Below are 11,842 nucleotides of genomic sequence, written 5' to 3'. Positions count from 1 at the left end.
TCTGAATTCTCTAAGTAAGTTTAATCTACTCAATTACATAATTCAAAAGAATTGCTGGTCTTTATATATCTTTTCTGTTCAATTTTCAAAGATCATGTACTTCTGTGTTGAAGTACTTTGTAAGTATATCATCTGTTTTTTTAGTTGTCAACAAGTTTTTTAGAATTTTAAATCTTCTTATACATTGTAGTCAACTTTTGATGAATCTTCTGCGTCTCTCTCGAGTGCTCATTTATAATAACATGATATTATCTTACTAGAATAGTTATTATATACCGCATAAGTTAATTATATTCCCTTTTCAGCTATTTACTATATATATCTAAATATATCTTAAGTAGATACACTAGGAAGTGTTTTTCTTATAAAGCACATTAAAACCTTGTACCTTTTTATATTGCAATCCCTAATGTTCCATCTTAGTATTATATTAACTTTTAAGTAATAGCCTTATCTAAACTATCTCCTATACTTCCTTTTATAACCAGATGGCACTTGTTATCATATTTAGTTGGGGTTTTATTAATTAATATTAAATTCCCCCCCTTAAAATACCTGATAAGTCCTGCTGCTGGATATACCACAAGTGAAGTTCCTCCTATAATCAAAGTATCCGCCTTAGTTATAAAGGAAATAGCTTTTTCCATAGATTCATTATTTAGTGGCTCCTCGTAAAGTACTACATCCGGCCTTACAGTTCCACCACAATAGCTACAACGCGGAACTATGCTTTTGCTTTTTAAAACATATTCTAATGAATACTTTCTTTTACACTTAACACAATAATTTTTATATAAAGATCCATGAAGTTCAATAACATTTTTGCTTCCAGCCTTTTGGTGTAAACCATCAATGTTTTGAGTTATTATTGCTTTTAGTTTCCCTTTACTTTCTAGTTTAGAAAGTGCTAGATGAGCTTTGTTTGGTTTGGCATCTGGATATATCATCTTTTCTCTAACAAACTTAAAGAATTCCTCTTCATGATTTAAAAAGAATCTATGACTTAACATCTCCTCTGGGCTATAAAGCTTATTTGTATCATTACCATAAAGTCCATTTTCTGATCTAAAGTCTGGTATATTGCTTTCTGTAGATACTCCTGCTCCACCAAAAAAGACTATATTGTCACTTTTATTAATTATTTCTCTTAGGCTATCTATTTCATTATTATCTTGAAGTTTCATATAAAAATTTACGCCTCCTTTCATTTAACCTTTGTAAAATCTTATTTAATCTGATTATTTGATATTGTAATCTCTTTAAGTTTTTGAAAAATCCCTTTGCTATTATTACTTCTTCTAAGTTTTCTAACATTTTTAAGATTATTATCTACTACTCTCATGTGCTTTATCCTTTTTACGTTATCTTCAATAGAAGTTTCATACTCTAAACCTTCTTCTAAGTTCTTTTCTAAGATTTCCATGTTATTTTTTAGGTACAGCTCTAGATCTTCACCTTCTTTAAAATCATCCATTACGCCTTTAAAAATATTAAGTGTATCTTTGTACCCATCAATTATTCTTTCAATAGATCCAAAGTTAGTAAAATCTAATGTACCACTTATCCATCCACCTTGATCCTTTGATGGTAAAATTTCTATTATATTAGAGTTTGGATATTCTTCTTTATTTATTCTATATTCCTTATGGAAGTATATCACTATTATTGTGCTAAATCCTTCATCGTATAGTGGCTTTATTGGTATATTGTCTTTCATACCACCATCCACATAATAATTACCATCTATTAACACCTTATTAAAAACTAAGGGTATGGATGTAGTTGCTGATAATAATAATTTTATATCCTCTTCTTCATACCCATTTACTTTAAAATATTTTGCTTCTAGATCTGGTACACCTGTGCAAGTTACATAAAAGGGCCGCTTTTCTTTTTTTATAACCTCATAATCAATATTTTTATCGATTATTTCTAAAAGCCCTTCTCTTGTTACAGTTCCGTACTTTTCCACTCTATCAGCCCATTGAAGTATATTTTCTAGCTTATTTCTAGATATCTCCATAACTATAAGGTTTCTTAATATAAGTCTTTTATCCACTGGAAGCATCTTTTCTTGTGATATATTAAGCCACACATTTTCAGCACTTTCATAACTGTCTTGCAAAAACATAGCGCCATTTAAAGCTCCTATAGAAGTTCCAGATACACCATCCATATGTTTATCAATTCCAAGCTGTTTTAAAGCCTTCCAAACTCCTACTTGGTATGATCCTTTACCTCCACCACCTGCAAATACAACTCCTATCTTACCCATTTTTCCACCGCCTATTATTTTATGAATACCTGTATTTAAAATAAAAGTATTTTCTATAAGTTAATTATATACTAAAATTAATATAAATTTCTTAACATATGGTAAAACTTCTGTGTTTTATGAGTATAAATATAAGGTAACAATATAAGTTTTAGGAGTGAGCTTATTGTTTTTATTCTTTTTAATAGTAATAATACTTTTGGCCTCTTTAGCAATGTACTATTATTTAACTGAAAAGCTAGATAATCAAAGAAAACAACTTTTAATCTTAAGTAAACAAAATGATGTTTTAAGAGGAAAGGCTTCAAAATCTGGCAAATACCCATTTAATTTAAAAGATATTAAAATAAAGTACAGTGCATCAGAGTTTCAAGAAGGTATAACTTTGGAAAATACACCTCTTTACATTGCCCCTTACGTTGAAAGTCCTCTTATTATTTACATGGAAAAATCGCTTAGAGTTAATATCATAATTAAATCAGAATTTTTGAATTCTACTTGGTATGAGGTTTCTTTAAATACAAATTCCCCTATAAACTGCAGGGGATGGATTAAATCTGATTCTATAAAACAATTAAATTGAAATATTTCTAGATTTATTAGCCTTTTATCCCATGGCTACCAGACCTAACACCCCTATTCTCTTCAAGGTGGGGGCTGACGGCTGCTACGCCCCTGGATAAGTTCTTCTAAGATTCAGATGGAGAGATGTATTCCTTATAAGCAAACTCCACCTGAGTCTAAGAATCACTTGATGTCTAAATTATTAATTTGCTACAAAAGTTATGTGACTTTTCTGATAAATGTGATAAAATATTATAAAGAACTTCTTTAATATATGTTGAATATAATAAAGAAATGTTACCCATAATTATAATAGGTTCATTTAATGTAATTAGCTCATTTTACGTACCTGTTACAACCTAATATATAATTCATAGGAGGCTATAATATGGAAGAAAACGTAATTTTTATCCCTAGCAAGAAAAAAGATTTAGGCATAATTAACAAAAAAAGTTTAACCATAGGAGTGGGCCTTGGAATAGCCATAGCAGCTACAGTAGGTGTTACATTATTTTTTAAGCACTTAAACAAAACCAATTAGTGTTGTTAAAATATGTACTCTGTAAATGATGCATGATAAAACAAATTCCTACATTAGGTTAGGTAAAATAAACATATCTAAAGAAAAAAAGACTTTCAGTTAAACATCTGAAAGTCTTTTTTTGTTTAGATATATTATGATTAGACTAAAACTTTGTGAACTACCACACCCACAAGGGGATGTGGCTTCTTTGCAAGAAGTTTGGTATTTAACTTTCGACTTAATAAATATTTTATCTATAAAATGCTTTTTTAGAAATATTGAATGTACACATATACACAATAAAATATCACCATTATAATAAATGGTATATTTATCATAGTTTCATTTGATAATTCTAAGGCGCCATAATTTACATTGAAACCTTGCCCAAAGTTCCCCATGGAACTTTCATTTGAATTTTGATAAAAGTGACCCTTTTGGTTAATATTTAAGGATATTTTGTTATCTGTAGTCTTTTTTAATAGCTTTAATAAAAACACTATTAATATAATTGATATTATAGCTATTATTCCAAGTGGAATGAGGGCTTTAAACATCTCAAGCTTGGATGATGCTTCAAGAGCCTCGCTTGCTTCTTTAACTCCTGGAATATCTAGAACTAATTTAGATAATATTACTTGTGTTCCATTAAACATAAAGTGACAAAACATAGTTGCATATATGGAATTTGTAATTCTAACTATATAGGCAAATAATATTCCAAGTGCAAATGCATATAAAAATTGTTGAGGATTCAAATGTATAATTCCAAATATAAACCCACTCATTAATGCTGCTTTTAGTGTGCTCTTTTTAGAATAACCTGAAAGTACTATTCCCCTCATGGCTATTTCTTCACAAATTGCAGGCATTACAGCCATTACGAATATCATAAATGGAAGTGAAAGTCCATCTAAAAGTTCAAAGGCTTCTCCAACTAAATTTTCAAAAAATATATTAGAGACTCCACCTAAAAATCCTGCTACAGGCCAGCTTAATAGCACTATAACTACAAGTATAAGGATTTGTTCAAATCCTATTGGATTTAACTTTAATGTATCTTTAATTGATTCCTTGGTTACAATGAAATATATTATTGCAGGAACTATTAAAAATATTAATTGGGTTAATATCATTAATGTTGGTAGTGTTAAATTCATAGCTTTAAATATTGGTACTAATAGTATTCCTCCAAGTACTTGTCCTACGACAACTATCAGCGCAAAAATATTAGCCTTTAATACAGGTTTCAATATTACCACCTAACTTTCAAAGATTTATGTTAATTAAAACTATTCCTTAATGTATATATTCTAATATATTGAGCATAATTACATTAAAGAGTTATTTAAATACTTGTTTAAATTTCTCTTCCCTTTTTCATACAATTCCTAAAATTCCTCCAGTTTATAACTGGGGGAATTTAAAAATCAGTTAATATAAAATAGGTTTCGTATTTATACTTAACTTATTTAATCTTGTTTATTATTTATAACTTGTTTGTTCAACTTTGTTAATTATAGCTTATTTAATTCTATTCTTAAAAAATTTAAAGCCTCTATAGTAGCTCTAGTTCTTACTTTTTCTCTGTTTCCTTTTATATTAAGTTCCTTTACTAAAGTATTTCCCTTAATATATAAACCTATATAAACAAGTCCCACAGGCTTTTCATTAGTTCCACCATCTGGTCCTGCAATACCTGTAGTTGAAATACCGATATCTGTATTAGCGGTTTTCGCAATGCCTTCTGCCATTTCTATTGCTGTCTCTTTACTAACAGCTCCATACTTTTCTAAGGTTTCTTTTTTTACTGATAGTCTGCTTACTTTAGCCTGATTTGAATAAGTTACAGCACCTTCAATAAACACCTTAGATATAGAAGGAACATTAATTAACCTTGCAGATAGCATTCCACCAGTACAAGATTCTGCTGAAGATATTGTAAGATTTTCTTTTATAAGCTTTTCGCCTACTACTGATTCTAATGTATCGTCATTTTCTCCATAAATATACTGAGGTAGCCTTTGTCTAATTTGCTTTTCTAAAGGCTCTATAAGTTTTTTTGCTTCTTCTTCATTCTTTGCCTTAGAAGTAATTCTTAATATTAAATCCAATTCCTTAGCATAAGGTGCTACTGTTGGATTAGTTTGACTTTCTAGTATATCTTTTATTTCATCTTCCATAGTAGATTCGCCTATTCCAAACAATCTAAGAACTTTAGAATATAATGTACTATCTGTTGTATTTCTTAAATAAGGAACTACGCTTTCCTTAAACATAGGTATTAATTCCTTTGGTGGACCTGGTAATACGATTATTACTCCTCCATTTTCACCCTTCATTATTGCTCCAGGTGCTGTACCATTATTATTTTTTAAAATAATATCATCCTTTGGGAAGTAAGCTTGTTTTCTATTGTTTTCAGTCATCTTTTTCCCTGTTTTATTAAAGTATTTCTCTATATTTTTTAGTTCTTCTTCATTTAATGTTAATTCTTTACCGAAATACTTTGCTGCCATTTCCTTTGTTATATCATCTTTTGTAGGTCCAAGTCCCCCACTAGTTATAACCACATCACATCTTTTAAAAGCTTCATCAAAGGCTTCTAAAAGTCTTTCACCATTATCGCCTATAACTGTTTGGTGATATACCTCTATGCCAAGTATTGCTAACTCTTTAGATAAAAATTGCGCATTTGTATTTAATATATCTCCAAGTAATAATTCTGTGCCAACCGCTATTATCTCCGCTTTCATACTATCAATCTTCCCCTCTATTAAAACAAAGAGTAGATCGCCCACTTCCTTTCTTTATGAGTGTATTTTATAAACATATGTAATAATATTATATCATAATGAATTAAAGCTACCTACCATTTATAATTAAAATGATAGGTAGTTATATAAAAAACCCTTCCCTTTATATAATTTTACTAATCATTTATATATATTAAAGGAAGATGTTTATTCTATATTATTGTAGATTTGTAAGGGCAGAGCTTACAATACCTACACTAATAGGGAATATATTTATTCTATGTTATTGTAGATCGCTTTTTATGGACTGTTTTTTTGATGTTTTATTTTTATTTTTTGCAGTTTCTGAAGTAATTGGAGTCTGATTATTACATTTTTCAGCACGAGCAACTTTATTATCAGGTTGACTATCTTTAGTCATCTTCTCGCCTCCTTTACTAATCTTAAATATATAATGTTATATCTAATGAATATCTATTGGTTGTTTTGCCTTTTTATTACCGGTTTTTGCTTTTCCCTGAATTTCTGGAACTGGTTCTACTGAATTTTTAGGGAAGTTTTGTTTCTTGTTACTTTCTGTTCCATGAGGTTCTTTTGGATCTGGTCTTCTCATACCTTTTTTAGCCATATCTCTCTCACCTTTCTTTTTGCCTTGATATATTACAATCTTATTATTACCAAGTAACCTTTTTATATACTTAAAGTAAAATTACTATATTAGATTATTAAAAACAAAAAAATAAAAACTCTTAAAATTAATTTTAAGAGTTTTTTAAATTCACTTAATTTTTATTCTGTTTCCATCATGGCAAGTGCTATAGCTCCTATGACTCCTGATTTTTCTCCTAAAGCTGAGGGCACTATCTTACAGGCTGAAGCCATATTTTTAAAGCATCTTTGATCTACAACTTCTTTTATTCTATCAAAGATTATTTGTCCTGCCTTCATTACGCCACCACCTAAAATTATAACCTCAGGATCAAACAATGTTATTATATTTGCAATACCAATACCTAGATACTCTAAGCTTGAGTCTATAATATGCCTTGATACGCTATCACCTTTTTCTGCTTCCTTAAATACCTCGTAGGAGGTTATTTTAAAATAATTTAAAAGTGAAGTATCTCTGCCACTTTCTACTGCTTCTTCTGCTCTTTTAGAAATAGCCGTTCCTGATGCTAGAGCTTCAAAACATCCATAGTTTCCACAGTTACATTTAGGGCCATCAGGTAATAATGTCATATGCCCGATTTCTAATGCATTAAAGGTATTTCCTCTATATATTTTACCATTAATTATTGCCCCCCCACCTATTCCAGTACTTACAGTAATATATACCATATTTTTCGTGTTCTTTCCAGCGCCTAATGTATATTCTCCAATAGCTGCCACATTTGCATCATTATCTAAAAATACCGGCACATTAAACTTTTCTTTTATTGGTGTTATAATATCAAAATTTTCAAAAGGTAGATTAGGAGTTGTGATTATTATTCCCCTTTTAGGATCCAAGGGTCCTGGTGAACCAATTCCCACAGCTCTTATATCCTCTAAAGTCTTTCCTGAACTTATTATTAAATCCTCTATTAAGTTTATTATTCTTAAAACAATAGCTTTATCGCCATATTCAGCCATAGTTTTAATGATGTTTTCCTTTATAATATTCCCTTTCAAGTCAGTTATAACTCCCGCTATTTTAGTTCCACCTAAATCGATACCTATAAAGTATTCCTTCATAAAAACCCTCCATAAATTAAAATGCTTGTACAGTTGTGAAAATTCTGTGTCTTTATATAATAATATTATTATATCATAAAAGCAAAATATTTAACTTATAATATAAAATGATTATCTTTATATTATATTAATTCTTTATTTTATTTGCAAAGATATATACCTTATTATCATCTCTTATTTCGCTTTTATTTATATTAAATCCTTTTTCTTTTAGCATTGCACATATTATTCCTGTTTCACTTTTATTGTTTTCTTCTAATGAAATAGTGAATTTATCACTGATTTCCACAATGTCCATATAATCATTTATGTTGCTGTATTCATTTAATCCTAAACATCCAGATATATCTAACTTGTAATCTGACATCAAATACTCACCTCTTTTTATATTTTACTTTATTTTTGCCTCTTGAATACCATATGTTAAAATACTTTAAAGAATCTTCTATTTGGTTTGTTAATCCTTTTTCATTATGATATACTTTTGACATGGATATAATTTTATTATCACGTAATTTATTATATAACAAATTTATATGATATCTTTAATTTGTCCATGATTAACATTTTTATTCACTTATAATTTACAATTAAGTCTGAAGGTTAAATAGATTTATATTTACACATAATATATAATGTAGATATACTATGTATTGATTAAGCATTACTTAACTTTTAAGTTATATGGTGTATACTCTCTGCGTAACTTTTTGTTATACAGAACTTATATAAATTTTAATATACAGGAGGTCATTTAATATGAATTCATTAAAAGGAACTAAAACAGCTGAAAACTTATTAAAAGCTTTTGCTGGTGAATGTCAAGCTAGGACTAGATATGACTATTATTCTTCTACAGCAAAAAAAGAAGGATATGTACAAATATCAGAGATTTTTGCTGAAACTGCTAGAAATGAAAAAGAACATGCTAAAAGATTCTTTAAATTCTTAAATGAAACTTTAAAGGGCGACCAAGTCGTAATAAATGGGGCTGGTTATCCTGTTATGCTTGGAAATACTAAAGAAAACCTTTTATCTGCAGCTGAAGGTGAAAATGAAGAATGGTCAGATCTTTATCCTTCATTTGCTAATGTAGCTGATGAAGAAGGCTTTAAGGAAATAGCTAGAGTCTTTAGAAACATAGCAAAAGTTGAAGCAGAACATGAAAAGAGATATAGAAAATTGTTAGAAAACATAGAGACAAACAAGGTATTTAAGAGAGAAGAAAAAACATTCTGGAAGTGCATTAATTGTGGATTTATAATAGAATCACAAGAAGCACCTAAAGTATGCCCATCTTGTGATCACCCACAAGAATACTTCGAATTATATTGTCAAAATTATTAATATAAATAAAAGAAGCTGTGTTCATATGAACGCAGCTTCTTTTATTTATGCAACCTTTTTAGTTACCTCTTTTTATTAAAGTGTTGTTTTCAAATCCTAATTTAAATTTACATTTCAACTAAAACTTAATATTTACAATTATTATTCCTTTACTTCTTTTGATTTTTCTATAACCTTTGTTGCCTCTAATTCTGGAACTTCTTCATATTTTTCAAATTTCATAATAAAATCTCCCTTTGCCTGGGTCATAGATCTCAAATCTGTGGCATATTTAAGCATTTCTGATTCAGGAACTTCAGCCATAATCTTTTGAAGCCCTCCTTCTGACTCCATACCTAAAACTCGTCCTCTTTTTTTATTTAAATCTGCGATAATATCTCCCATATATTCATCTGGGACCATGACTTCAACATAAACTATAGGCTCAAGCAAAATAGGATTTGCTTTTTCCAGGCCTTTTTTATATGCCATGGAGGCTGCAATTTTAAATGCCATTTCTGAGGAGTCTACGGGGTGATATGAACCATCATATAATGTAGCTTGCAACTTTATAACTGGATATCCTGCAAGTACGCCTTTATTTAAACATTCTCTTAATCCTTTTTCTACTGCTGGTATAAAATTACGAGGAACAGATCCTCCTACAACCTGGTCTACAAATTTAAAGTCTTCATCATCATTATTGGATTCGAACCTTATTTTAACGTCACCATATTGTCCATGACCTCCAGATTGTTTTTTATGTTTACCTTGAACATCTGATTTTCCTTTAATTGTTTCCCTATATGCTATCTTAGGTTCTCTTAATATAACTTCTGCTCCAAATTTATTTTTAAGCTTACTTATTATAATTTCTAAGTGAGTCTCACCAACTCCTGATACTATGGTTTCAGCATTTTCCGTATCTCTTTTTATAGTGAATGTAGGGTCTTCTTCCAACAGTTTTGTAAGGCCTGAAGATATCTTTTCTTCATCTCCCTTAGCCTTTGGAAGTACAGCCATAGATATTACAGGCTTTGGAAAGTTAAATTTATCATAGATTATTTTAAAGGATTGATCACAAAGGGTATCTCCTGTATTAGTAAATTGAAGTTTCGATACAGCACCTATGTCCCCTGCTATTATTTCCTTTGCTGCAACTTGATTTTTACCTCTCATAAAATATAAAGAACCTAGTTTTTCTGATTTTTCTTTATTACTATTCCATACTGTAGTGTCTTGCTTAACCTTTCCCGTTATGACTCTAAACAAAGATAACTTACCAACAAATGGGTCTGCCACTGTCTTAAATACCATAGCTGAAAATGGATCATTTTCATTTAATTTTATAAATATCTCTTTATCTAAATTTACATCCTTAGCTTTTTGAGGTATTGCATATTCTGGAGATGGGAAACATTCTACTATATCTTCCAGCAAAGTACTCATGCCCATATTTTTAAGTGCACTTCCACACATAACAGGTGCTATTTCTCCATCAGCACAACCCTTTATAAGTCCTTTATATATTTCTTCATCACTTAATGAACCTTCATTAAAGTATTTATCAAGCAAAACTTCATCAGTTTCAGCTACAGCTTCCATTATCATCTTTTTACATTCATCTACTTTGCCCACTAATTCTTCTGGGATCTCTGATATTTCCATTTCATTAGTCTCTTTATTAAATATTCTGGCCCTTCTAGATATTACATTTACCACGCCTTTAAAATTATCTTCGTTTCCTATTGGATATTGTATTGGAACTACTGAAATTCCAAACTCATCCTTTAAACTTTTCAAAACTCTTTCAAAATTGCTGTTTTCTCTATCTAATTTATTTATAAAAAAGGTTCTTGGAAGTTTAATTTTATTAACATAATTCCACGCTTTTTCTGTACCCACCTGTATTCCTGAAACCCCTGATGTTACTATCATAGCCACATCAACAGCTCTCATACCTTGAATAGATTCTCCAACAAAATCAAAGTATCCTGGTATATCAATTAAATTAACCTTTGTATCTTCCCATTGAAAAGGCAGTATTGAAGATGAGATAGATATTTTTCTTTTCTTTTCTTCTAAGTCGAAGTCACTTATAGTATTTCCTTCTTCTATCTTTCCCATTCTATCTGTAGTTTTAGTATAATATAGAAGCGCTTCAGCTAGTGTAGTTTTTCCAGAACCACTATGTCCTATTATTCCAACATTCCTTAAATTCTTAGTTTTATACTCTTTCATCAGCACGACCCCCTAATTTAGTTTGAATCATATTATAAATGCTTCTCTTACATTATTATTCTATAGAAGTTACTTCTAATCCTTTTTAATATACGAAATATTTTAAATATTCTCATATCTAATAATAATTCATATTAATTATATTTTTGAACAAAAAATAAAGGATAAATGTTTAGATAACATTTATCCTTTTAATCTTAATTTACTATTATAAATATAATTGGCTCCGTGAAGAGGATTCGAACCTCCAACCTATCGGTTAACAGCCGAGTGCTCCACCGTTGAGCTATCACGGAACATTATTTTTGGTAATCCCGAAGGATATACCCGGCGACGACTTACTCTCCCACAAGGCCTCCCTTGTAGTACCATCAGCGCTTTAGTGCTTAACCATCCTGTTCGGAATGGGAAGGGGTGTTA

General features: G+C 29.9%; 12 protein-coding genes, 1 tRNA gene and 1 rRNA gene. 3 read left to right on the top strand and 11 right to left on the bottom strand.

The features are described from left to right. Positions 1 to 437: 437 nt before the first annotated feature. Positions 438 to 1,184, bottom strand: coding sequence for an NAD-dependent protein deacylase (locus BD821_RS13100; RefSeq protein WP_104410857.1), 747 nt, complete (start codon positions 1,182 to 1,184; stop codon positions 438 to 440). Positions 1,185 to 1,225: 41 nt separating this feature from the next. Next, complete coding sequence (locus BD821_RS13095) at positions 1,226 to 2,275, bottom strand: patatin-like phospholipase family protein (protein WP_104410856.1); 1,050 nt, start codon at positions 2,273 to 2,275, stop codon at positions 1,226 to 1,228. A gap of 166 nt (positions 2,276 to 2,441) precedes the next feature. Here BD821_RS13095 and BD821_RS13090 point away from each other — a divergent pair, with 166 nt between their 5' ends. Both BD821_RS13090 and BD821_RS13560 read left to right on the top strand, forming a co-directional pair. Next, positions 2,442 to 2,858 carry a hypothetical protein gene (locus tag BD821_RS13090; RefSeq protein ID WP_104410855.1) on the top strand — a complete coding sequence of 139 codons (417 nt, stop codon included), beginning with the start codon at positions 2,442 to 2,444 and terminating at the stop codon, positions 2,856 to 2,858. 369 nt (positions 2,859 to 3,227) lie between these two features. Beyond that, a complete protein-coding gene (locus BD821_RS13560; protein ID WP_157469625.1) occupies positions 3,228 to 3,380 on the top strand; it encodes a hypothetical protein in 153 nt (50 codons plus the stop codon). Between the two features lie 251 nt (positions 3,381 to 3,631). On the opposite strand, the gene BD821_RS13085 is transcribed toward BD821_RS13560, so the two are convergent. The 6 genes from BD821_RS13085 to BD821_RS13070 all read right to left on the bottom strand — a co-directional run bounded on the left by BD821_RS13085 (position 3,632) and on the right by BD821_RS13070 (position 8,222). Then, entirely contained in the window at positions 3,632 to 4,615 is a 984-nt protein-coding gene (locus BD821_RS13085) for a CPBP family intramembrane glutamic endopeptidase (RefSeq protein ID WP_104410854.1), read from the bottom strand. Between the two features lie 264 nt (positions 4,616 to 4,879). Then, positions 4,880 to 6,118: a competence/damage-inducible protein A gene (locus BD821_RS13080; RefSeq protein WP_104410853.1), complete on the bottom strand. Its 1,239-nt coding sequence runs from the start codon at positions 6,116 to 6,118 to the stop codon at positions 4,880 to 4,882. A 283-nt stretch (positions 6,119 to 6,401) separates the two neighbouring features. Beyond that, the gene (locus BD821_RS13555) at positions 6,402 to 6,539 is read right to left on the bottom strand and encodes a hypothetical protein (RefSeq protein ID WP_169994233.1); all 138 of its coding nucleotides are present in this window, start codon (positions 6,537 to 6,539) and stop codon (positions 6,402 to 6,404) included. A gap of 42 nt (positions 6,540 to 6,581) precedes the next feature. Beyond that, positions 6,582 to 6,746: a hypothetical protein gene (locus BD821_RS13550; RefSeq protein WP_169994231.1), complete on the bottom strand. Its 165-nt coding sequence runs from the start codon at positions 6,744 to 6,746 to the stop codon at positions 6,582 to 6,584. A 161-nt stretch (positions 6,747 to 6,907) separates the two neighbouring features. Beyond that, positions 6,908 to 7,855, bottom strand: coding sequence for an ROK family protein (locus BD821_RS13075; RefSeq protein ID WP_104410852.1), 948 nt, complete (start codon positions 7,853 to 7,855; stop codon positions 6,908 to 6,910). A gap of 127 nt (positions 7,856 to 7,982) precedes the next feature. Beyond that, the gene (locus BD821_RS13070) at positions 7,983 to 8,222 is read right to left on the bottom strand and encodes a hypothetical protein (protein ID WP_104410851.1); all 240 of its coding nucleotides are present in this window, start codon (positions 8,220 to 8,222) and stop codon (positions 7,983 to 7,985) included. A 392-nt stretch (positions 8,223 to 8,614) separates the two neighbouring features. Here BD821_RS13070 and rbr point away from each other — a divergent pair, with 392 nt between their 5' ends. Beyond that, entirely contained in the window at positions 8,615 to 9,202 is a 588-nt protein-coding gene (gene rbr, locus BD821_RS13065) for a rubrerythrin (RefSeq protein ID WP_029452095.1), read from the top strand. A 141-nt stretch (positions 9,203 to 9,343) separates the two neighbouring features. Here the strand turns inward: rbr and fusA are convergent, their stop codons facing one another. The 3 genes from fusA to rrf form a co-directional block, all read right to left on the bottom strand. Beyond that, on the bottom strand, positions 9,344 to 11,422 hold the full coding sequence (gene fusA, locus BD821_RS13060) for an elongation factor G (RefSeq protein ID WP_104410850.1): 2,079 nt from the start codon (positions 11,420 to 11,422) through the stop codon (positions 9,344 to 9,346). 221 nt (positions 11,423 to 11,643) lie between these two features. Beyond that, positions 11,644 to 11,718: transfer RNA gene (locus tag BD821_RS13055), tRNA-Asn, on the bottom strand. Between the two features lie 29 nt (positions 11,719 to 11,747). Next, a 5S ribosomal RNA gene (gene rrf, locus BD821_RS13050) occupies positions 11,748 to 11,842 on the bottom strand; the annotation flags it as partial.

This window comes from Clostridium algidicarnis DSM 15099 (genome assembly GCF_002934235.1).
Classification (GTDB): Bacteria; Bacillota; Clostridia; order Clostridiales; family Clostridiaceae; genus Clostridium_L; species Clostridium_L algidicarnis.
This window is presented reverse-complemented; position numbering and strand designations above follow the sequence as displayed.